At 48.1% G+C, this 24277-nt stretch carries 19 protein-coding genes; 1 reads left to right on the top strand and 18 read right to left on the bottom strand.

What is annotated here, in order from left to right:
* Positions 1-689: 689 nt before the first annotated feature.
* On the top strand, positions 690-902 hold the full coding sequence (locus ACR1R9_RS27560) for a hypothetical protein (protein WP_053781978.1): 213 nt from the start codon (positions 690-692) through the stop codon (positions 900-902).
* Here ACR1R9_RS27560 and ACR1R9_RS27555 read toward each other — a convergent pair.
* From ACR1R9_RS27555 to ACR1R9_RS27470, 18 genes are all read right to left on the bottom strand, one after another.
* Positions 871-1677, bottom strand: a complete 807-nt coding sequence (locus tag ACR1R9_RS27555) for an MBL fold metallo-hydrolase (protein WP_062327768.1) — start codon at positions 1675-1677, stop codon at positions 871-873. The genes ACR1R9_RS27560 and ACR1R9_RS27555 overlap by 32 nt on opposite strands.
* A gap of 6 nt (positions 1678-1683) precedes the next feature.
* Positions 1684-2427 (bottom strand): two-component system regulatory protein YycI, encoded by a 744-nt coding sequence (yycI, locus tag ACR1R9_RS27550; RefSeq protein ID WP_091001357.1) that lies wholly within the window; start codon positions 2425-2427, stop codon positions 1684-1686.
* Between the two features lie 232 nt (positions 2428-2659).
* Positions 2660-3940: a YycH family regulatory protein gene (locus ACR1R9_RS27545; RefSeq protein WP_090809392.1), complete on the bottom strand. Its 1281-nt coding sequence runs from the start codon at positions 3938-3940 to the stop codon at positions 2660-2662.
* On the bottom strand, positions 3924-5774 hold the full coding sequence (gene walK / locus ACR1R9_RS27540; protein ID WP_076287197.1) for a cell wall metabolism sensor histidine kinase WalK: 1851 nt from the start codon (positions 5772-5774) through the stop codon (positions 3924-3926). Before walK ends, ACR1R9_RS27545 begins: the two co-directional genes overlap by 17 nt.
* Complete coding sequence (yycF, locus tag ACR1R9_RS27535; protein WP_062327757.1) at positions 5774-6496, bottom strand: response regulator YycF; 723 nt, start codon at positions 6494-6496, stop codon at positions 5774-5776. The genes walK and yycF overlap by 1 nt, the downstream gene beginning before the upstream one ends.
* Before the next feature lie 262 nt (positions 6497-6758).
* Positions 6759-8291 (bottom strand): peptidoglycan DD-metalloendopeptidase family protein, encoded by a 1533-nt coding sequence (locus ACR1R9_RS27530; protein ID WP_076287196.1) that lies wholly within the window; start codon positions 8289-8291, stop codon positions 6759-6761.
* 611 nt (positions 8292-8902) lie between these two features.
* On the bottom strand, positions 8903-9688 hold the full coding sequence (locus ACR1R9_RS27525; RefSeq protein WP_076287195.1) for a hypothetical protein: 786 nt from the start codon (positions 9686-9688) through the stop codon (positions 8903-8905).
* 226 nt (positions 9689-9914) lie between these two features.
* Positions 9915-11201, bottom strand: a complete 1287-nt coding sequence (locus ACR1R9_RS27520) for an adenylosuccinate synthase (RefSeq protein ID WP_076287194.1) — start codon at positions 11199-11201, stop codon at positions 9915-9917.
* A 444-nt stretch (positions 11202-11645) separates the two neighbouring features.
* Positions 11646-13007: a replicative DNA helicase gene (dnaB, locus tag ACR1R9_RS27515; protein WP_062327745.1), complete on the bottom strand. Its 1362-nt coding sequence runs from the start codon at positions 13005-13007 to the stop codon at positions 11646-11648.
* A 1-nt stretch (position 13008) separates the two neighbouring features.
* The gene (rplI, locus tag ACR1R9_RS27510; RefSeq protein ID WP_024629550.1) at positions 13009-13452 is read right to left on the bottom strand and encodes a 50S ribosomal protein L9; all 444 of its coding nucleotides are present in this window, start codon (positions 13450-13452) and stop codon (positions 13009-13011) included.
* Positions 13449-15437, bottom strand: coding sequence for a DHH family phosphoesterase (locus ACR1R9_RS27505; RefSeq protein ID WP_099857747.1), 1989 nt, complete (start codon positions 15435-15437; stop codon positions 13449-13451). The genes rplI and ACR1R9_RS27505 overlap by 4 nt, the downstream gene beginning before the upstream one ends.
* 11 nt (positions 15438-15448) lie before the next feature.
* A complete protein-coding gene (locus ACR1R9_RS27500) occupies positions 15449-16369 on the bottom strand; it encodes a DUF2232 domain-containing protein (RefSeq protein WP_256716698.1) in 921 nt (306 codons plus the stop codon).
* The gene (locus tag ACR1R9_RS27495) at positions 16366-16668 is read right to left on the bottom strand and encodes a MazG-like family protein (RefSeq protein ID WP_024629547.1); all 303 of its coding nucleotides are present in this window, start codon (positions 16666-16668) and stop codon (positions 16366-16368) included. The genes ACR1R9_RS27500 and ACR1R9_RS27495 overlap by 4 nt, the downstream gene beginning before the upstream one ends.
* Before the next feature lie 264 nt (positions 16669-16932).
* The gene (locus ACR1R9_RS27490; protein ID WP_063567369.1) at positions 16933-17358 is read right to left on the bottom strand and encodes a CBS domain-containing protein; all 426 of its coding nucleotides are present in this window, start codon (positions 17356-17358) and stop codon (positions 16933-16935) included.
* Positions 17359-17544: 186 nt separating this feature from the next.
* On the bottom strand, positions 17545-18579 hold the full coding sequence (locus ACR1R9_RS27485; RefSeq protein WP_063567370.1) for an LCP family protein: 1035 nt from the start codon (positions 18577-18579) through the stop codon (positions 17545-17547).
* A gap of 320 nt (positions 18580-18899) precedes the next feature.
* The gene (locus tag ACR1R9_RS27480) at positions 18900-20492 is read right to left on the bottom strand and encodes an MFS transporter (RefSeq protein ID WP_433922270.1); all 1593 of its coding nucleotides are present in this window, start codon (positions 20490-20492) and stop codon (positions 18900-18902) included.
* Between the two features lie 232 nt (positions 20493-20724).
* Complete coding sequence (locus ACR1R9_RS27475) at positions 20725-23145, bottom strand: S9 family peptidase (RefSeq protein ID WP_433923789.1); 2421 nt, start codon at positions 23143-23145, stop codon at positions 20725-20727.
* A 121-nt stretch (positions 23146-23266) separates the two neighbouring features.
* Entirely contained in the window at positions 23267-24157 is an 891-nt protein-coding gene (locus ACR1R9_RS27470; RefSeq protein WP_076287189.1) for a D-alanyl-D-alanine carboxypeptidase family protein, read from the bottom strand.
* Positions 24158-24277: the final 120 nt, after the last annotated feature.

Raw genomic sequence — 24277 nt, 5'->3', positions numbered from 1 at the left:
TGCCGCCCGATCGTTTTGGCATGGCCAACGATGGTGTTCTCACATAGCCCACTCCGCCGGCAGACGAACCTTCCGATCGCTGTTACTCACAAATTTTATTGATTACCCTATAATAAGGTAAAAATTTGTTCATAAAGGCGAGCACTCCGTTTCTTCAGGTTCCTTCTGCCGTCTCCGTTACGTGAAGACCCCAACGGTTTTCCATGCTTTCTTGCATGTTTTAATAATCGTTTTGCATATCGCTGCCATTCCCATTAACTCGGAATGAAGCGTCTATGTACAACAGAACGAATATCCCATTCTGCCTGTGACTCTATCAGAAATGCTCTCGCATTCTACGACATGCCTTTTTGCGCGCAAAACAGCCTCTACTATAAAAGCTCCTTATATACTAAACACGCCAAATCTTAAAAAGTTGCATAATTACGAAGATTAACGGAAATTTCCGCTATAACGCGCTTAACAATAAAGGTCCATAGTATCTATCACCACAAAATCCAGTTCGCTAAGCGCAATTTTGCCTATTCCCGTGAACTTTTTCATCTTCTTAAGCAAAATGCGGCCCCTGGTTCAGCATACACGTCCCTTACGTGTAATTATAGCGGCAAAAAGAGGAATGTTTTCCATCAAGCCTGACTACAATAATAGTAAAAGACAATTCGAAGCTTCATAGAAGGAGGATTCACATTATGGATCGCACGCGTACACTCACAGCCATGGATGAAGTTCATATGGCGGCCAAGCTGGCCGATCTCAAGGAAGAACATTACCGCAATACCCTTGCCCTAAGCACGATTATTGAACTGCTCGTCGACAAAGGCATTCTGACCCGCGAGGAAGTGGAGCGCAAAGCTACCGAACTCGACAGCTTTATGGCTCACCCACCCTATCCCATGGCGTAGGCCGATCATAATACGTATCACAGAGCTTGAACTCATGATCCCGATAAAAGCAACCACGGCTCTCCATCGCATCACGTACGGTCATTTTCGCCAAGTCCATCATATTATGATCCCGGCTCAAATGTGCCAGATACGTGCGCTTGATGCGTCCGTTCATTAGTTCACTAAGCGCAGCTCCCGCCGCTTCGTTCGACAAATGCCCAATGTCGCTCAGAATGCGGCGCTTGGTGTTCCATGGATACCGCCCCATGCGCAGCAATTCGACATCATGATTCGCCTCCAGCACAAGTACATCCGAATCCGAGATCGCATCGCGAACCTTGTCGCTCATATATCCGAGATCCGTCGCGACGGACAACTTCTCACTTCCATCATCGAATGTGTACCCTACCGGTTCCGCCGCATCATGGGAGATGCCGAAGGATTCCACGCGCAGGGAGCCAAAATCATGCTTTTCTCCCGTCTCAAACACCCTCCGGTTTTCCTCTGGAATCGCCCCAACGGACTTCTCCAGGGCCGCCCACGTATTGGTATTTGCATAGATTGGTAAATTATATTTCCGAGACATCGCGCCTAGTCCTTTAATGTGATCGGAATGTTCATGTGTAACCAGAATCCCGTCCAGCTCTGTTCCCGAAATCTCCCGTTCCAGAAACAATGCCTCCAGCCGCTTCGCACTAAGACCTGCATCAATCATGAGGGACGTGCCCCCATGCTGTATAACCGTGGCATTCCCTGTCGAACCGCTGGATAACACGGTAAAATAAATCCCCATAACGCATTACTCCCCTGGTTTGTCTGTCTTGGGACTGAATACATCCCCACTGATGCCCTGCACGTACAACACTTCGCCACTTTCCAGCACGAACCGCCATGCCGGCATCGCCACCTGCATATCTGAATTGAACAACTGGCCGTAATAGCCCAACTGAATATCTTTCACAATCGCATCATTTGGCAAAAAGTTCTCGATCAGCGTACCCAGCGCCTTCGACGCCGGAAGCACCTGCTGATCGCTTTCCTCCGCTGTCGTAATCCGCACCGGAGTCTGACGGTAACCCGTAATTTTCTGATCGCTGTAGAATAGCTCCAGACTAACATTGAAGAGCGGCCATTTGCCATCCACCAACGGATGCAGCACAAATGCCCCATCCTCCGCCATCAGCTGATCCCATCGATACGTACCGATCTGGGGAATCTCGTCCTGTAGTGCATCCTCCAGCTCGCTTTGCGAGAAGATCAGCTTGCTGTCCACGGTATTTTCCAATTCAACATCAATGCCTGTCTTGTTATCTTCAATGAACTCATACGACAGTTTCGGCAGCTTCGGCGTCTCATTTGGAATAGGAGCCAGCACCTGAATGCCCTTCTCCTCCATCGCCTGTTGTGTATTATCCGCCAGCGAGGTGAAGTCCAGATTGGCTCCGGCCGTCTCCCGCGCATCCATCCAGATCTGGTATCCCAGCACCAGATTGAGCAGCAGGAAGGCATAGATCAACACATTTTTCGCCCGTCCCCAATCCAAAACATCCACCTCCATCATTTGATAAATACGACTACTATCACACTTACCACTCCGTGGTCAGAACAACCTTCCGATCGCTGTTATCCCCAGATTTCTTGATTCCCTTTTCCCAAGGGAGAAATCCGGAGATAAAGGCGAGCGCTTCGCTTCTTCAGGTTATTTCTGCCCCCTCCGTTAACGTGTGATTCTAAACCTCGCCCGGATATCAAATGTCTTCATATCCTATAACCCATCAAGAAACGGTGGTTTCCTCCCCGTTTCCGAAGCGGATTACCCACACCGGGATGAGCTTCAGCCCATCCTCGATGCTGGATGGACGGTACGCCGGATACACGTCTACGACCTTACGGTTGGTACCCGCCACCTTCTGGATGAGCGCCTTCAGCTTGTCCCCTCCGGGCAGGGTGACCGATTTCTTCGTCTCCGCACCTTCATTCAGATATTCGAGCGAACGCTCATAGCTGGATACCGTCTCCTGCTGCATCTCCATGCTGATTGTGCCGAACCTGAACTGCATCGAATCCATAATCGGGAAGCTGCTGTAATATTGCTGGAACTGAAGTTTCGTCTTCGTATCGGTTGTATCCAGCATCATGCGTGAACGGCCTTTCCAGCCGCCGTGCTGATTCACAAAATCAACCGCGGACAGCGCATCCTTCGCTGCATCAATCTGTCCCGCAGGCGGTGCCGCCGGATCGGTGTAGCTAATCCAGCGCTGTTCTTGCTTCACTTGTAGACTGCGTTTGCTGTCTGTATAGATCTCCGATCCATCCTTTTCCCGAATGTTTCGGGTCATGCTTGGATCAAAGAATAGGCTGCGCTGCATTTGTTCGACAGTGAACTGGCCTGTAGGCACGTCAGCCTCAATCGTCTCCAGTGCTTCTGCCGGGATATAATATCCACCGTCCATCAGCGTATAAGGTGTCCAGCTGCTACCGAAGTCGACATGCTGCTGCACGTCCTGTACTGTCAGATCCGCCTGCGTTGCCTCATAGACCACATCGCCTTTGGCGCTGAAGAACAGTGCGTGAGCCTTTGTTTCATTTTTGGCGGTATAGATCGAGATCCGGTTAATCGTTTCTCCCTGGAAGAGAGAGTCTGTCCCCAGGCGCATCACACGCTGTAACAACGCTACAGGGATGCCTTCCTTGAACGACAGCTCAAAGCCAGGATTCTCCTTACGAATCTGATCCCAATGGACCGATTGCACGCTCCGACGCTGGAAATCATCAAACGTACGTCCTTGCAATCGTGAATAAATCAACTGATAGAACGTATTGCCCGGATAAAACACCGTATGTTTGTCCTCTCCCAGATGAATAACCATCTGATCCGGGAAAATTAAATCTTCAATATTGCGCTCCTGGCCCATATTCTCTGTTTTCACATAGTTCGTCTCTGACGTCACAATCGAATCGCCACCACCGGGCAAACGATAGATTAAGAAGTAACTTTGTACCAAACTGGCAACGACGAGGGAAGCAAGCACCAAAGATTTAATCCGCTCTTTCAAGGTGCTCACCTCCTTCCTCACGCATAGGCAGTGTGAACGTTACCGTCGTCCCCACGTCCACCTCGGACTCCAGTGAGATATTACCGTCATGGGCCTTCACAATTTCCCGGGCAATGGATAACCCAAGCCCTGTGCCGCCCATACTGCGGGAACGAGCCTTATCTACCCGATAAAACCGCTCAAAAATGCGGTCCAGATCTCGCTGTGGAATCCCCATCCCCGTATCGGTCACTGATATGGCGAGAGTATGATCATCATTGCGTCTGGCTGCAATTGTAATCGTGCCGCCTTCGAGCGTATATTTCAGCGCGTTGGACACGACATTATCAAGCACCTGATCAATTTGGTCGCGATCCAGCGGAACCGCTGGAATCCCGTTCTCCACAGAAAGCACAGGTTGAATATCCTTCTGATGCATCTGGAACGAAAAACGATCTGACACTTCTTCCAACATCTCCATGATGTCAGTTGGCTGTTTGCGCAGCATCGCTTCCTTGGAATCGAGCCTGGACAGATGCAGCAAATCCGTAACCAAACGAATCATACGCTCCGTCTCATTCTGGATTACCCCAACGAATCGTCCAGCGAGCTGCGGATCTTCCAAAGCTCCATCATCCAGCGCTTCTGCATAGCTCTTAATGGTAGTCAGCGGTGTACGCAGCTCATGAGAGACATTCGCCACGAATTCACGTCGTGATGCTTCCAGTTCTTCCTGCTCCGTAACGTCCTGAAGCACAGCAATCGTACCTGTAATGCCTAGCTCACGACGATGGACCGGTGTAAACGTCATACGAATGACAACCGGATCTTCTTGTCCCGCAGGCGCAATCTGGAGCAGCGTCGAACCTGTAAAACCACTGGCTAACGCTTCAGCATCTTCCGGATCAATGCCTAGCAATACGGCAAAGTGTCGTCCCTCAATATCCGCCGGACGCATGCCCAGAATGCTGCTGGCACGGCGGTTCACCAGAATGACTTTGCCATATTCATCCGTTGCGACCACGCCATCGCTCATATTGGTCAAAATGGACGTGAGCTTCTCTTTCTCCTCTTCGTTCTGGGAGAGTGCATCTCGCAATCTGCTGGTCATATAGTTGAACGCCCGACTGAGCTGCCCAATCTCATCCGTTCCGAATACAGGGGTCTGCTGATCAAAGTTGCCTTCCGCGACTGCCGTCGCCCTTCGGGTGACTTCCTTGATCGGCTGCGTAATCGTATGTGACAGAATGACACCGAGCACTGCAGTTAATACCAAAGCTATCAAAATACCGGAGATAAAAATCTTGTTAATGCCCTCCATTGTGGCATATAACTCATTCATCGAGGCGGCGATGTAGACCGCACCGATAATCTTGCCGCCGGACAGCACCGGCTTGGCAACGACCTTTTTGCGAACATTATCCTCGTCCACGATATATTCCTCATTGTCCCGAATGCCTTGCAGCGCACGGCTGACAACGGTTTGGGTGTTTTTGCGCCCGACATAGTCTGAATGAGAACTTAGTGAGGTGGTCAGCACTTTGCCGCTGGCATCCAGCACCTGAATCTCGGCGCCGTTAATGTTGAACAGGTTGTTAACCAACACACGCAGGTTTTCCGTTTTGTCCTCGCCAGCCTCAGCTTCCCCACCAGCCATCGTCTCCCCTACTAGCACAGAGAGCATCTCAGCCCGCGCCTGCAAATCCTCAGTGAAGTTGCTGGTCAACGAGTTCTTCATCGCACTCACAAAATAAACGCCGATCAATTGCATCGCAATCAGAATCAGCAGTACATAGATAATAATCAGTTTCGCCTGAATCGTTCGAAAGAACGAAAATCGCGAGAAACGCCCCATTATATCCCCACGCTTTTGGGACTGCGCACGAGATAACCCAGCCCGCGGCGAGTCAGAATCGTTTCCGGTTTGCTCGGGTTCTCCTCAATCTTCTCACGCAGACGACGAATCGTAACATCAACGGTACGCACATCCCCGAAATATTCATATCCCCATACCGCCTGCAGGAGATGTTCACGTGTCATGACCTTGCCGGAATGCTTCGCCATATAATAGAGAAGTTCGTACTCACGGTGGGTCAGATCCAGCGGTTCGCCACCTTTGTAAGCTGTATACATGTCCATATCAAACGCCAGATCAAATAAACGCATGACCTGTTTCTCTTCGTCTTCCGGCGCTTCAGCCGTAATGGCAGGCTTCTGCCGTCTGCGCATCTGTGCTTTCACCCGGGCGAGCAGCTCGCGCGTACTGAAAGGCTTTGTCACGTAATCATCCGCGCCCAGTTCCAGACCGAGCACCTTGTCGATCTCGCCATCCTTTGCGGTCAGCATAATGATCGGCATCTCCAGATGGGCACGCACCTCGCGGCACACATCCATACCATCCTTACCTGGCAGCATCAGGTCCAGCAGCATCAGATCCGGCTTCTCGGATAACGCCAATTCAACCGCACGAATGCCATCAAAAGCGCAGATGACCTCGTACCCCTCTTTTTCCAAATTAAACTTCAGAATGTCCGCAATGGGCTGTTCATCGTCCACCACCAAAATCTTCCCCTGCATCGGCTGTCTTCACCCCTATATCCTGCTTGATCCGCCTGAGCGGTCTATCTCTCTTATTCAACTTATATAAATTGTGTTTCTACGATTTCATTGAATATAGTCTATATCATATGGCTTGTTGCCTATAGTCTATAGTTTAACATACCTGAAGCACCGTCACATCCCGATCAGGGCCAATGTGCAGCCCAAACTGAAAAATTTTTACAGCAGCAAAAAACAAGGCCAGCATCTTGTGCCAACCTTGCCCTGGATTGCGATATAACTAGTTCAAGTATGTCAACGGATTTTCCACCGTTCCGTTCTTGATAATCTCGAAATGCAGATGAGTTCCGGTCGAACGGCCCGTATTGCCCATGACGCCGATGCTCTCACCTTTTTCGACGACTTGTCCAACCTTAACACCAATGCTGTTCAAGTGCCCATAAAGTGTTTCGTATCCATTACGATGGTTAATAATAATAACATTGCCATAACCACTCTTCTGTCCTGCAAAAGTAATCACGCCCTCATCAGACGCCTTCACGTCCCGGTTACCGACAAGATCGACACCTTTGTGCTGACGACCCCAGCGTTGTCCAAAGCTGCTGCTCATCGTAGCGTTGGATACCGGCCAAGCAAATTCACCTGTACCTTCACCGACCACTTTGGTTCCACTAAGGACCACTTCAGTAACTGCTGCCTTGATGACTTCCTGACCAAGCCATTCCTCCTGAACGACTTCACCATTTTCCTTCGTTATCCGATATTGCATGCTTTTCAAACCGCTTTGACCTGGACGCACCACTTTGGTTGTACCTGCTTTGAGCTCAGCACTTTTGCGTACTTCCACTTGTGGCTTGATCTCAATCTGTTCTACCACCTGCTCTACCGATTTAACAGTAACGGCTGGTTTTGGCACCGTCAGTGTAAGCTCGTCCCCAATTTGCAGCGACGTTTCTTTAATGCCCGGGTTATGTTTGCGAATCTCGCTTTGCGTAATTTCGTATTTGGCAGCAATGGAAGAAATCGTATCTCCTTCACGCACGACATAAGTTACAGGCGCGTCTTTACCAACGGTTAAAGCTTCAACCGCCTCGGACACATCCCATATTTTGTTTGGGTCAGCCTTCACTACATCTGTCGCTACATCTTCCTTGATGCCCACCGACTTCAGCGTAGTACTCGGCCCGTCGGCTTTCTTCGTTGAGTTTGCCGATACCGACTTCGTCTTGAGCGAACTGCGCACAGCCGATGCCGATATGTACTTGTTCTGCACTTGTTCCAGAATCGCATCTGCTGTAGCCTGGTCCTTCACAATGCCGATTACTTCACCGTCTACCTTGAGCTCTACACCCTTGGCATAGGCGGTAAGCATATCGCCGAGCTTGTCCAGCGTCTCATCGCTGTTCACTACGGGCTTGTATGCTTTAATGGTTTCGGTCGTGATGCCGTCTGTGTTCAGCACCATTTCTGCTTCTGGATATTTATTTTGGAATTCCTCGGTTTTGTCTGCAAATAATTTCTGTAATTGCGTCTCATCCGTGATGGTGCCAATCTCATTTCCTTTAACCATCACTTTATAATATGGGACGGTGTTTGCAGCAACGTATTGTTTGCCTGCGAATCCGATCGATGCAGCGATGAATAAACCGCATGCTGCTGTTATGATCCATTTGCGCGAGGCCAGAACGCGCTTTTTGTTACTACTGAAGTTGGACATGCTCATGTTGTTTTTGTCTTCGGCCGTCCGGTGTTCCCCGGATTGTTCGTGTTCCCGGTTCTTGCCCGGTTGGCGTATGCCTCTGAAACCTTTCATGATTCTCTCCTTTTCAGCACTTCTCAGTTCGCATTTCTGTCAAGACATCACCCAATGTGTCTGTCCCATGCTTGTCGATATTTGTATTCGGGTGTCCGAAAATCAGGACTTTAGCTGCGCTCGTAAAAGTGTCAAAATTTTAACCTTTTATCACACCCGTATACTTTAACACAGGTTTTACACTCATTTCAACTGTACACGTCATAGCGAAAAGCCGCGCCACGCTTGGTTTTCCTGTATTATCCATAAGATGGCAGAACAGAACCCTTCCCCATAACGCCTCTACTTCAGGTATACTATGTACTTTTGATCATTTTTTAAGACTAGGTTCTAAGACCCACTGAAATGTGTTTTCTTTTTCATAAAAATACAAACTGAAATCCCTCGCCAGATCAACTCTGGTGAGGGATTTCGTTGAACTCTTGCTATAGAGTGCCTCATATGGGCTAGATTATATGCTAACCAAATTCTGCTTTTATTTCATTTTCCAAATGGCTTGAATAAATAAATTGATTCTACATTTAACTTTCAGAATTCGATCTCTCGATCCCCTTTTTGAATATTCATCAAAGGGTAGCAGACCTACGGATCTCACCCTATATGAACTTGGTCTATTCCGCCTGAAGGACTTCCATCAGATTATCATATTCTTCGCTCGTCAGATACTTGGAGATCACCTGCTCAATATCACGCAACTCCTGTTCCGTTAAGCCGCCTTCCATGGCGCCTGAAATTTGCTGCATCTCTTTCTGAGGCAGCTTGTTCATCAGCAGGCTGAAAATCTTTTCTTTTTCCTCCAACGGCAGCTTGTCTTTCTTGCCTGTGATGTCATCCGGAGATACTACAATCTCATCATTCCCTGAAGAAGCCGTACCAGTGGAGTTCGTACCTGTTCCGTTGCCGGATGCTGTATTGTTGCCAGTTGTTGTCCCAGAATCGGTACCGGCATTTGTACCAGCATCTGCGTCTGTTCCCGCGGCTGAGCTGCCCCCTGGATTTGATCCCGTAGCGGAGGAGTCCGTTCCTGAGCCTGCTCCTTGACCCTCGTCTGATCCCGTACCCTGTCCTGAGCTGTTGCCTGTATTCGCGCCTGTTTCTCCGCTTTCTGTTCCATTGCCCATGACAGATATCGCATCTTCTGGAACGTGTTCCTCCTCCGCACCTGCTGGCTGATCTGTCGTGCCCGTTCCCGGCTTCTTCTCTTCACCGGACTTACCACCTAATGCCCCCTGAAACATGGCCGTTAACCCCATAGGCTGCCCTTCCCACTGAATATTGAAACTCGCCAGCAGCGATTTTACATATGACTGAACGATTAATCCGGTTGTCAGCAGGGTCAATGAACTGACCAGCATCACGGTAAGCAATATTTTAATGAACCATTGAAGCAACTTCATTCCCGTTCTCTCCCTCCGTTTTCCGACCCCATATCACATTCAATGTTTCAGGATCTATGAGTCTACTGTTAACCAGTATTGACGGAAATCCGGGGATTATATCAGGAAGGCGTGCGAAAAACCCCAGCCATCGCTATTTAAGCGATAACTGGGGCTCTATGATGCCTATATAGGCATATCATTTAGATGAACGTTCAACTTCGTATAGCCGAGTTAACCTAGCTGCTTATTCGTAGATAGGAAGAACCTGATTCGTTTGCTCACGGTTACGACCTACAGAGAAGATAGCGATTGGAATGCCTGTCAGTTCGGACACACGCTTCACATAGTTCTGTGTGTTCACAGGCAGGTCTTCCAGCTTCTTCGCTGCTGTGATATCTTCGCTCCAGCCTGGAAGCTCTTCGTATACCGCTTCACATTCTGCCAGCATTTTCAGGCTTGCCGGATAGTGAGTGATAACCTCGCCGCGGAATTTGTATCCTGTGCAGATTTTCACCGTTTCCAGACCTGTCATTACATCCAGGGAGTTCAGGGACAGACCCGTAATTCCGCTGACACGACGAGCGTGGCGAACAACAACACTGTCGAACCAACCGACACGACGCGGACGTCCAGTTACAGTACCGTACTCATGTCCAGTCTCACGAATTTGGTCACCAACTGCATCATGCAGCTCTGTCGGGAAAGGACCATCTCCTACACGTGTTGTATAGGCTTTAGCCACACCGATAACCTGTTGAATACGAGCTGGGCCTACGCCAGAACCGATACATACGCCGCCTGCAGACGGATTGGATGAAGTAACGAATGGATAAGTACCTTGGTCAAGATCCAACATAACGCCTTGTGCACCTTCGAACAATACTTTTTTGTCCTCATCGATGTATTCGTTGAGCACCACTGATGTATCACGCACATAAGGACGCAGAATTTCTGCATATCCCAGGTAATCTTTCAGAATTTCTTCTACATCTACAGGCTCGCCACCATAGACTTGCTCGATTACACGGTTTTTTTCTTTTACCAAATGACGCAGTTTCAGTTCGAACTCTTCCGCATCCAGCAGATCAACCATACGAATACCGATACGGGCTGATTTGTCCATGTAACATGGGCCAATTCCCTTGCCTGTTGTACCGATTTTGTTCGGGCCTTTGCTCTCTTCTTCCAATGCATCCAATACCATGTGATATGGCAGGATGATGTGTGCGCGTTCGCTGATGGACAGGTTTTTGGTCGTAAAGTCATTGTCATGAATATAGTTAATTTCTTCGATGAGTGCCTTCGGGTTGATAACCATACCGTTACCAATTACACATGCTTTATCTGTGTAGAAGATACCCGATGGGATCATCGTCAATTTATATTTTTTGTTATCGATCAGAATCGTGTGTCCTGCATTGTTACCGCCTTGGTAACGAGCAACCACATCTGCGGATTCCGCCAAATAATCCGTAATCTTGCCTTTACCTTCGTCTCCCCATTGCGTTCCCACTACAACTACCGTTGACATAGTACATACCTCCGTGGGTGCCTTGCGCACCTTTGTATTGGTCTGTCCGTCCTCTATCTCGGCAGGAATTTAAAGTGAAATTACCAGCGGAGAAGCGTGCTAACGGACAGTGAAAATCCCCCTCGGTTTACATCCAAGGGAAGGTTTTCGCTGCTTTAACGCAGCAGTACTAGTGTACCAGTCCCTTTTTTCAAAGTCAAATCAAATGGCGAACAATTAGATATAGTCAAACTCTAATGTTCGGAATTGACTCTATATTGCGACGCAAAAAACCGGCGAAGCCAGTCAAATCTTGCTTGACGGCTAACCCCGGTTATACGCTACGCGTTTAAATCCAACGCTATATGTCGTATTCACAACGTATTTATGAGTTCATATGATCTAATGATTGATGTCGGGGACAGACGATTTCACTTCCCTACCGAAGCAGTCTGTGCCTGTCCCCTACATGGCAAAGGCATCATTATGTGCCCGCTCGTAGTTAACGAATTTATTAAAGTTTTTCAGGAAGACCAGTTCCACCGTGCCTACCGGACCATTACGCTGTTTGGCGATAATAATCTCGATAATGTTTTTCTTCTCGGTCTCCTGGTTATAGTAGTCATCCCGGTACAGGAACGCAACGATGTCGGCATCTTGCTCGATCGAACCCGATTCCCGCAAGTCACTCATCATCGGACGTTTATCCTGACGCTGCTCTACACCCCGGCTCAGCTGAGACAAGGCAATAACCGGAACTTCCAATTCCCGACCAATCTGTTTCAGTGTACGCGAAATCTCGGATACCTCTTGTTGACGGTTCTCGCCGGCTTTACCACGTCCACTAATCAGTTGAAGGTAGTCGATCAGAATCATGCCAAGGCCTTTCTCTTTCTTGAGACGACGGCATTTCGCACGAATGTCAGCTACGGTGATCCCTGGCGTATCGTCAATGTAGATGTTTGCTTCATTCAAGGCTGCAATGCCCATCGTCAGCTTCTGCCAATCTTCATCACCTTTGAAGTCACCCATACGCATGACACCCGCATCCAGATTGGCCTCTGCACAGATCATACGCTGTACGAGCTGTGCCGCTGACATCTCCAGACTGAATATCGCAACCGTCTCCTGCGCTCGAATGGCTACATTCTGAGCGATATTCAGGGCAAAGGCGGTCTTACCTACAGATGGACGTGCAGCTACAATAATCAAGTCACTACGCTGGAATCCGGCGGTCATCTTGTCCAGATCGATGAAACCGGACGGAATACCCGTCGTCGTTCCCCGGTTCTGATGCAGCGTCTCCACGCGGTCGAATACTTCCATCAGTACATCCTGAATGGCTATAAAACCGCTACTGGAACGTCGGTTGGAAATCTCCAGAATGCGCCGCTCTGCTTCTCCAAGCATAGCCGCGACATCTTCACCACCCGTGTATCCTTCACTCACAATTTGTGTAGCTGTACGAATCAGGCGACGCAGCATGGATTTCTCTTCGATAATCTGAGCGTAATAATCCACGTTCGCGGCAGTCGGAACACCATGAGCCAGCTTCGCCAGATAACTGACACCGCCGATATCCTCAAGCTCGCCTTTATCCTTCAGCAGCGAAGTCAGTGTCACGAGGTCAATCGGTTGGTTTCCCTCGCCAAGCTGGATCATCGCTTCAAAAATTAATTGATGGGGTTTATCATAGAAATCCTCGGTTTGCACCCGTTCCATCGCTGTAATCAGGGCTTCGCCCTGCAACAGGATTGCACCCAGCACGGCCTGTTCGGCTTCCAGGTTCTGTGGGGGAATCCGGTCGAATAACATTTCGCCGCCCATCTTACTCTTCCGTTACCTGTACCTTCAAGGTAGCCTTCACTTCAGGGTGAACCTTGACGGTGACTTGTGTTACGCCGAGTGTGCGAATAGGCTCGTCCAGCTCAATTTTGCGTTTGTCGACTTTCAGACCTTTCGCTGCCAGAGCTTCTGCGATTTGTTTGCTCGTGATTGCCCCGAACAGACGGCCGCCTTCGCCAGATTTTGCTTTCAGCTCAGTTACTTCAGCTTCCAGCTTTTTAGCCAGAGCTTCCGCTTCTGCTTTCTCTTCCTGCTTACGTCTGTCTTCCGCTGCCTTCTGGTTGTCCAATGTTTTCATGTTACCATCTGTTGCTGGACGTGCGATTCCCCGTGGCAGAAGGAAGTTCTGTGCGTATCCCTCGGATACTTCCTTCACTTGTCCTTTTTTGCCTTGACCCTTCATATCTTTTATAAAAATGACTTTCATTCGAACAAACCCTCTTCCTTTTCGATTTCAGCCAGTACGTTCGTCAGCCGTTTTTCCGCCTCTCCAAGCGTTCCTTCAAGCTGCACGGCAGCATTCGTCAAATGTCCGCCACCGCCCAGTCGTTCCATGACCACCTGAACATTCATGCGCCCCAGCGATCTCGCGCTGATGCCAATCAGTCCATCCGGACGTTCACTGATGACAAATGAAGCGACCACGTCAGTCATATTGAGCAATGTGTCCGCCACTTGGGCGATCATCATCTGTGGAATCTTGTTGCCAGGGTCTGTGACCGCCAGCGCAATGTTCCCGTATACCATTTTAGCATGCTTTATGATTTCTGCCTTAGCAATATATTCTGACAAATCTTCTTTCATCAGCCGCTGGATCATAATGGTGTCTGCACCACTACGACGCAGGAAGCCTGCCGCTTCAAACGTTCTCGATCCTGTATGGAGTGCAAAATGCTTTGTATCCACCGTAATCCCGGCCAATAACGCCGTCGCTTCCAGCGGAGTGAATTGCACCTTGTCATGAATATATTGGAGAAGCTCAGTCACCAGTTCTGCTGCCGAAGATGCATAGGGCTCCAGATAGATCAGCACTGCATCGTTAATGAATTCTTCACCCCGACGGTGGTGATCCACAACCACAACACGCGTAGCCGATTGAACTAGCTTCGGCTCCATTGTCATGGATGCCTTGTGCGTATCGACAACAACGAGCAGCGTATGCTCCGTCATCATCTGGGTTGCCTGTTCCGGCGACACAAAGGCTTTGGACAGCTTTTCATCCTTATTCACCTGTTCCATCATGCGTTCAATGGAAGGGTTGGGCCCATCCAGTACAATTCGTGCTTCCACATTGTACAGACTCGCCGCTTTCCATACCCCAATAGACGCGCCAATCGCATCCATATCAGGCATTTTGTGACCCATGATAATCACGCGGTCGCTCTCCTGCATCAAATCACGCAATGCATGCGCGATAACCCGGGCTCTTACCCGTGTACGTTTCTCCACCGCGTTGGACTTCCCACCGTAAAAGGACAACCGCTGTCCAGATTTTACGGCAGCCTGATCGCCGCCACGGCCAAGTGCCATATCCAGACTGGACTGAGCCAGTTCCCCCATCTCACTGATGGTATCCGAACCAAATGCCAGTCCAACACTTAGTGTCATCGGCACCTTAAGATCAGCCGTCATCTCCCGGACTTCATCCAGAATGACAAACCGGCTCTGCTCCAGTTCCTGCAAAGACTTATAGTTCAGCATCATGAGATAACGATCAGAGGAGAGGCGGCGCAGGTACACCTCATACCGCTTCGCCCAGGACGTGATCTCACTTGTTACGCGGGCAATCAGTGCAGTTCGCTGCTGGTCGTCCATACCCTGGGCTGCTTCGTCCAGGTTATCGAGGACCAGAATGCCCAGTGCAATGCGTTCATTCTCATATTTATCACGAAGAATGGCTAGCTCCGTAATTTCGTAAACATATACATACCGCTCCTGCGGGTTATGGATAACTCCATAAAATCGATCATCCAGTTGGAATTCGTCATGAAGTTCCTTGGACGGCTCCTTGGTCCCATCCTTTTTTTCCTTCGGTTGAGGAAGTTTAGGAAATAAATTTTGCAGCGGATTGCCTACCATCGTCTTCTCTTGGAACATGTCCGCGACGAAGCGATTATGCCACTCTACGGTACGATCTTCGCTGTACAGCACAATACCGAATGGGAGCATGCTGACCGCTTCTCCCTCCATTCGCTTAATCCGAATGGACAGGCCATTAATGTAGTCGTTAAGCTCACGACGGAACGCGAGCTCCGCCTTAATCATGACGATTCCCAGCGCCGAAGCCAGTATCAGACTAATCAAACCAAGCGTCCAGTTGTAGATGGTCACGAACATAACAAGCAGAAGCAGCAGTATGAACGCCCATACGGTATAGTAGCCGTGCCAGCGTTTCTTCAGAAATTTAGGCATGACTCATCACCCTATCGTTTTGGTTTCGATATTGCCTCGCGAAGCGGGAACGCCAGATCGATAATCCCGATAATCCGCAACGGTCCAATGAAGAAGACTGCCGCCGCCAGCAAATACGGTACAACCGGATTCCATTTCTTTGCATGTGAGAGAAAGAAGAAGAATCCGATAGCTTGAATCATGAAGCCCAAATTGATTAGAGGCGACAAGTTCATGGCAATCATGGTCCAGTACGATCCGTCACTCTGTCTGGATATCACTTCGAACAACAATGCCAGGAAGTAATACCAGATCAGGGCACGCGGCATACGCCATTCACGCGCAGGTGGAAATTTCGGTACAACCACACCCATAACGTTCAGAATCGGACGTGCAATGAGATGTGTGATTAGAGCCATGACCAGAGACGTGACCACCAAGGCGAATGGAATCATAAGCTGAGTCTGTCTTGCGACATCTTGAGTCATTTCAGGTGTCCATACAAACCCATTTACCATCTGACTGGATGAATTCGTCAGCGGTTCAATCGTCAATCTGACCACATCATCAATATAACTCGACAAATCAAACTGGAAGATTACACTTCCAATCAACAGGACCAACAGATATTCGGCCAGCATGGCTCCACTTCCTACCATTAGGGCGAACAGGGCTGACTTCTTTTTCTTGTACGCATTGCCCATAACAATGGCGGGCAGGGTGAACAAAAGCAGTAATAACAAATAAATCGGACTAAATATGACCAAAATAATCGCCACTGGGACGAGATGCCATATGAATGATTTTACTGGTAATGAAGCAAACAAAATAACTCCAGGTATCATCATGAAAAATATGGCCAGAACCGATAAAGGAGTTAACAGCGAAAGTAGCAAGAGCAGATAAACTACGCTCCAGACAGCTGATTTAAAGCTAAATTTCAACAAATTCACCTCTTACGCATGTGATCTTCTAGCGCGGAAATATCCTGGTACCAATCTTCCAACTGGTGACCTTCCTGTTTATGCTTTTTCAATTTCTCAACAAGCAGTGCATCCAGATCCTTGAAAGGAATACCGAGCCTGCGGCCCAATATGTAACTACTCATCATCAAACTGGCGAGACTGTCCCCGATTCGGGTTGTACTGCCTTCCCATAACGCTTTGAATAATCGGGATACCTGATCAAGCACTTCGGTTTTAAGCCATTCAATCACTTTAGCGCGTTTGGCTACATCCAGTTCTTTAGGCATATTGGCGAAAGTCACTCTCCCCCGAAAAAGCTTTATTCTCCATTATAGCATAAAAAGGGGGGCCGCAAAATTACCCCAAAAAGCGGAGAAGTCCTCCGAAACTTATCTCAGGTACTTTGCGGGGACCCCGTAGAACGAATTCGTATTTTATCTTGTCGAAAATTCATTTAAGTTCGCTCTTGTTCAGCTCTTCTTAAGTTTAACATGATACCGGACGGCTGTGATTATCCAAGCTGTTGCAACAATATCGAAATTTGTTTCGACTTACTTCACTTTCATGGATTCCTTGGCTACAATACCCTCACAATACTCAATAATCTGACTCCGTCTTACGATCCCAATGAAGCGCTCCATATCATCAACAACCGGCACAAAGTTCTGCACTTTGGCCAAATTAATCAAATCTTCCATGTTGGCTTCAATGGATACCGGTTTGATATCCAGCCGAAGTGGAACGTCCTTGAGCAGAAATTTTGAAGCGTTTTCAAATGTGATCTTTCCCTCGGCGTTCTTCATATACCACAACAGGTCACCTTCGGTAACTGTACCGATATACTTGCCTTCCTTATTCAAAATGGGCACCGCCGTGAACCGATGATATTCCATCCGTTCCAACGTTTGCCGCAGAGTAGAATCCGACGTCACGCATGTAACTTCTTGTTTGGGTAGCAAAAAAAATGCGATGTTCATACCCTTAAGTATCCTCCTTGTGAAATTTCATCAGTCAGCTTATTACATTCAACTTACATAGTACGCATTAGAACGCAAGATGTTCCAAAAGGACATAATTCCTTCTACAAAGTAAAAAAAAACAGCAGCCCGCCAATAAACGCACTGCTGATCGTTGTCAAAAACATAACGGCTGTATGGAATTGGTTACTCGATCTTCTGCCGGTCAGGAATCATCACTTCACCGGCTGGGGTCGACTCATCCATCCAGTTGTTAATCAGCTCTTTGGCATATTGGACGTCTTTCTCATCTGCCTTGCCATAATAAATTCCGTTTTTCCGCATCCCTTCGCCCAAAATAGTGAAGCTTGAGATTTGCGGTTTTTCCTGAGTCAGTACCTGTTTGGCCAGATCAATAATGAAGGAAGGCTGCATATCCGTCTGGAAGCTGTCTCCCATAATCTGAATCAATTCCGGGATTTTGCTAATGGCGTTCAGATTAAGCATCTCATTCGCCATGGCATTCAGGAAAATCTGCTGCCGCTTGGTGCGATTAAAATCGCTATCCTCACGGTATCTTACATAGTAAAGAGCTTCCTGCCCGTCATAGATCGGCTTACCGCCTTCAATTGTGAACTGCACATGTTCCGGGTTCTTGTTCACAATGTCCTCATCAATCGGCAGCTTCACGCCACCAAGCGCATCAACGACTTTTTTGATCCCGTCAAAGTTAATCGTTGCATAGTAACCTACATCCGCATCGAGAAACTTCTCCACCGTATTGATAGACATATTCTCCCCACCAAAGGCGTAGGCATGCGCGAGCTTGTCATAATCATCCTCGCCATCCTTGTTGGCATCACGTCCAACAATCTGCACATAGGTGTCACGTGGAATGGACACCAGGAGTACTCGAGATTCTTTCGGACGAACAACGGCATAGATAACCGTGTCTGAGCGCCCACGTGTTTTCTCATAGGCACGTTTGTCTGAGCCTAGCAGCAACACCGAGAACGGTTCTTTGCGATATACTGTTGGGTCGGGCGTATTGTTGCCCTCCTGCGGCACGTAGGAACGGGACAATTGATCTTCAACTGAACCAGCGAGAAACAGATCGAAGGCCGCTACAGCAAGCTGCTGACGAAACAAATAGCCCCCGATTAACAAAACTACGAGCGATACGAGCGTTATATATAGACCTTTTCTTCTTTTCTTCTTCTTATCTTTAGTTCTGCTTGTCATCCATCGATTCCTTCTTCACTGTCAAAATGAAATTCGATACTACTGCTATATAAGTTGAATTTAACTTATCCTGACCCCGCAACGGTACAGTGTTAATGATCCGTTCAACTTATATACTTACCATTAAACGTGCGCAATGGCTGGTGACACGGTGTTCTCTGAAGTTTTCTCTATCTGAAAAGAAAACGCCGCTCACGCTCGTTCTATTGTAATCATTGCTGGATGATGAAAAGTTACAATACGGTTAAATTGAAAAGAACAGCGCCCTTTTTTTACTGGCAAAAGGTGCACTGTTCTCTTGATGTGGAATGGCCATCCATTCAGTTTGTGGAGGCTGTCTCCACCCGATTCCTCTTCTCTTTATGACGCAGACGTCCTGTAATAACCGCAGCGACCAGCGTGAGTACACTGAAAATAACAGCAGACCAGAACAGCCCATTATAACCCTCGCCGGTCGTCTGATGTAGAGCCTGCAGCAGCACATCTCGAATGCCCGGATCAGGAATTTGGGACAGTCCTTCTGTTAAGCTGGAAATATCGCTCCCTGAGGCCGAACCGCCGCCAGACGCATATTGTTGGAGCGCTTCGGGCGGCACCTGAATGCCCTGATCTGCAAGACCCTGCTGAATATTGGATCCCAGGTTGGAGAAGGAACGAGCCAGGAAACCGGCAAAAATGGTGGGGGCGATCGCCATTGCCATCTGACGGAATAAGGAACTGGTCGCTACCGCAATGCCCTTGTTGTTCTCACCCGCTTGCTCAGTAACGAGTACGTTCACTGGAGCTCCCAGCATCATACCGAAGCCAATCCCCACAAGTACACTCGCAATCACGAATTGCCAGATATGCTCTACCCATAGTGGGAAGAGCAGGAAGCCGATAGCTGACAGCAATCCGGCTACAGATAACGTCCAGATTGGTCCTTTGCGGTCAACCAGATAACCGCCACCACCCGCACCAATGCCTGAAGCAAGAGCAAGCGGTGTAAACCAGTAGCCGGAGGCTGTGTTGGATACCCCGAGGTATTGCTCAACAAAGCCTGGAATAAAGATCACAGATGCCAGAATGGCTCCTGAGAAAAAGGCAATCAGCAGCGTCCAACGAAAGGACGCAATGCCCAGAAGCTGTGTAGATACAACAGGTTCACGTTGTGATCCTTCCAGGCTTTTTTCAAGAAAGTAGAAGAGGACCAGAATGACCACACCTGCCAGGAAGAAACCATAGAACGTCGGTGAGCCAAGACTTTGCAGCATATTTACGCCATCCAGGTTGCTGAAGCTGTACATCAGACTAAGCACACCCAGCGTCAGGACTGCGATACCACTCCAGTCCACCGCCTTACGGCTCAGCTCCTGTTCTTCATGAATATAACGGATGCCTGCAATAAACAGCAAAATGGCGATCGGCACATTGATTAAGAACAACCAATGCCAATTCCCCGTAATGTCGAGAATAAAAGCACCGATATTCGGCCCTAGAATCGCCGCAACCCCGTTCATCCCTCCCAGAAGACCCAAGGCTGTGCCCTGACGCTCCGCTGGGAACTTACTTAATACGTAAGAGCTCGCAATGATAAAAATCCCGCCACCACCCAGCGCCTGGATGACACGAGCAATCAGGAAGAAGGTAAACGATGTGCTTAGTGCGACGAGTAAAGACCCCATTCCGAACAAAGCCACTTCAATCAGAAACAGCTTCTTGCGGCCATAACGGTCGGAGAGCTTACCTGCAATCGGCACACTCACCGCAAGTCCGAGCGTATAGAGCGTAATTGTCCACGCTCCCCACGTCGGCGACACGCCAAACGACGCATTTAAAGTCGTCAGGGACGACGTAATAATTCCGTTATCCAGCGCAGCCATAAACACCCCGATAGCAAATAGGATAAGCGGCCATTTCATTTGTTTTTGCATCCCATGTTTCCTCCCCAATCAGATTGCAATCCAGTAGCGTAAGGCTGTAATGATACATATATATTAAACCAAATCGAACATTAATGACTCACTGGTCATTTTAAAACAGAATGGTTTCATATGTCAATTTGTTAATATGCTTGTATACCTCATTCAATTCCCTGCTCCAAAATAAAACCGTCCCTCAGGTTGAATGGAACCCGTGGGACGGCCTTCTTGTTGAACTAAGCTACTATTGCTGCATTAGGTGGCGATTCAGGAATTTTTCAATGGCACGATATAAATCCAGTTGATTTTCAACATTGCCGAAGCCATGTCCTTCATTGGCTTTTAACATATAAGGCACATCTACTCCACGCTTGCGCAGAGCCTCCACGATCTGATCAGACTCGGCCTGTTTGACACGCGGATCATTTGCACCCTGAACCACGAACAATGGGGCTTTCATCTGATCGATATGGAACAGTGGTGAGACAGCTGTCAGCAGCTCCTTGTCTTTCTCCGGATCACCCATACGTTCATAGAACATGTTGCGCTCCGACTCCCAGTAAGGTGGGAGTGAATCCAGCAGCGTGAACAGATTAGATGGCCCGACATAGCTAATTCCTGCGGCATACACTTCTGGTGTGAATGCCAGTCCTGCCAGAGCAGCATATCCGCCATAAGATCCACCGTAGATGGCTACACGCTTCGCATCAACCGTTCCCTCTTCAACCAGCCAATTTACACCATCTGTGAGATCGTCCTGCATCGCTTTACCCCACTCTTTGTTGCCGGCATCCAGGAATTCTTTCCCGTATCCAGTAGAGCCACGAAAATTAACCTGTAGTACGGCATAGCCACGGCTTGCGAGAAATTGAATTTCCGGATTGAACCCCCACGAATCCCGCGCCCAAGGTCCACCATGAGGAACAACAACCAGTGGCAATTGGGAAGTCTCGTCTCCTTGTGGAAGCGTCAGATAACCATGAAGCGTTAAGCCATCACGTGACTTGTACGTAATGGGTTTTACATCCGACATTTTACTCTCATTGATCCAAGGTGCCGCGTCAGCTAACTTATCCAGCTTACCTTTCTTGGAATCGTAGAAGTAATAGGTGCCCATAGATTTATCGCTATACGCAATGAACAGAACCTGACCTTCTTCACTTATGTTTGAAATGCTTACTTCTTTACCCGGAACTTTTGCCTGAATATCCTGCATCAATTTTTTGAAATCATTATCGAAGTATTCATAGTTAACCTTGTCAGTCTCATAGACAGCTGCAAGGATTGTGCCTTTTTCTTCAGAAGGAACGAAACTGGATACATCCACATCCTTATTTTCATAGATGGTTTTCGTTACTTTTTTGCTGCTTGGGCTATATTCGACAATCGCAGTTTTATCCCGCTCCAGATTGGATACTGCATAGATGTTTTTGTTATCATACGTGAACATCACCGGCGCAAATGTTTCTCCCAGCTTGGTGGTCATCAAATTCTCAAATGGTTTATCTTCCGATTCACGATACATCAACGAAGAGACATTACCATCACTGGATATGGCCACACGGATTTTACCCTCATGGTCCGTAAGCCAGCCCGTAATATTGCCCGGGTTCTCTGCAGCAAGCACAGCCTCACCTGTCTTGATGTTAATCCGGTACACGTCAAAGATTCGCGGATCACGTTTGTTCATACCTACTAGAATTTCATCTGGAATATTCTCCAGAGAGTCTACCAGGATCGCTCTTGTATTCGGATATGGTGTCAGATCCTTGCTGTTCTTCCCATCGATATCCGTTACATAAATATGATAGTTCTCGTCCCCTGCTTCATCCTTTACATATAACAGCTTATCCTTTGTCGCCCATACAAATCCCGCTATACTGCGTTCAGTCTCACTTGTGATACGTACCGACTTGTCCTGACCATTTTCTTTCACCACAATATTCATTCGGTTGTTCCACGGCTCCATGTAAGCCAGATGTTTACCATCCGGAGACATTTGGAATCCTGCTTGAGCCGGCTGTTTGAAGAAGTCTTCCAGAGGTGTAAGACCTTCTGACTGTACATCAAGCCCAAGAGCGAGGTACAACGCATCAGCAAACTCACCATGGGTCACTGAATTTTTGGCGTTAAACGCACTGCCTTCAATAATAAAATGCTGCTTCAGACGAATCGCATCCTCCGTATGTACCTTCGGAATCTGCGCCATATCACTGTATACAACCTGAATGCCATTATCCTTCAGTTCAAATGCCCGAGTAAACAACGATGCCATCTGTGCTCTTGTGAGAGGTGCATCTGGGGCATACCCTCTGGCTTGTCCTTGAATAAGACCACTTTGCTTCAGCGCGTAAATGGCAGGAGCAGCTTCATCCTTAGCCAATACATCTGCGAAACCTGTAAGAGACGCTGGAGCATCCAGTTTAAGTACACGCTGCAGAATGATTGCTGCCTGAGCACGAGTGATCGGCGTTTGTGATTCTCTCATTCCATCTGTTGTGCCATCTATGTATCCCAGTTGCTGTAGTGTCTGTGTTGCCTTCGAAGCAATGGATTCAGCGACTGTCGCCGCAGGCTTCACCGCTTCTGCTGCCTGGACCACTGGTTGAATTAGAGCGATTGACATCGCCATGCTAAGCGTGAGAGCATATACCTTTTTACTCATTGCGTTCAAGCTAGTTCCCCCTTTAAAGTGAATTACATCATAATTTGGAATTATACGTAAATCATTTTACCATGATCCACCATTGGTTAACAGCGTAGAGCCCCCACGTTCCATTACCCCCTTACTTTGAACCGGAAAATCCATAATTGAATAGCTTTCGTGTCTCGATGAAACGTCCCTCACGACTATCCGAACCCAGTACAACGGAGATCAGCCGCTTGCCATTGCGCTCAGCCGTTCCAACGAAATGATAGCCGGAATCCTCATCATATCCGGTCTTCAATCCATCGTTGCCATCGTAAGCATAGGGTCCGCCAATAGAGGACAGCATCCAGTTGGTGTTGCTCATGTACATTCCTTTTTGGTGCATTGATACCTGCATTTGGCTGGAAACTCTCAATATTTCGGGGTAGTTATTTAGCAGATAACGAGCAAGCTTGCACGCATCTATAGCAGTCATTACAGTCTGGCCTTGTATTTCCTTGGGACGATTCGGACCGAGTCGTTTTTCGCTTAAACCTGTTGCATTGGTAAACACCGTCTTGTCAGACAGTCCGATCTCGGTAGCCTTCTGATTCATCTTTTGTGCAAAAGTCTGCTCTGTCCCACTAATATGTTCAGCTAGAGCAATAGCAGCGTCATTCGCGGAATAGACGGCTACAATCTGGAATAGCTCCTGCACAGTAAATTGCTCTCCTTGTTTCAAACCCAGGTGGGTTCCACCTACTGAACTTGCATACAGGCTGATATTCACTGGGTCGTCCCAACGCAATTGTCCGTTGATCACGGCTTCCATTATCAGCAGTTCTGTCATTAATTTGCTGATTCCTGCAGGTGCAATCTCTTCAGAACCGTTAAAGTTGATTAGTATCTGCTCAGAGTTCATATCCATTAATACAGCCGATTCAGCCTTAATCCCCGGTTTGCCCACCAGCATGTCCGGTTTTACACCCAAATATATAATGACCAGTAGAGCCAGCAGCATTCCTGCCCGTATCCACCATCTTTTCATCGGAAAATCACCTCTTACAGATATAGACGAAGTGAAGAGGCATTTTGTCTGCACTTTTTTGAAAAAAAGTTAAATTTTTTTTATTTTTTTGTCACCAAAAAAACATGGACCCCATACCCC

The sequence above is a fragment of the Paenibacillus taichungensis genome (assembly GCF_050994985.1).
In the GTDB taxonomy this organism is placed as follows: domain Bacteria; phylum Bacillota; class Bacilli; order Paenibacillales; family Paenibacillaceae; genus Paenibacillus; species Paenibacillus taichungensis.
The sequence above is the reverse complement of the archived record's forward strand: the minus strand, read 5'-3'. Positions and strand labels throughout refer to the sequence as shown.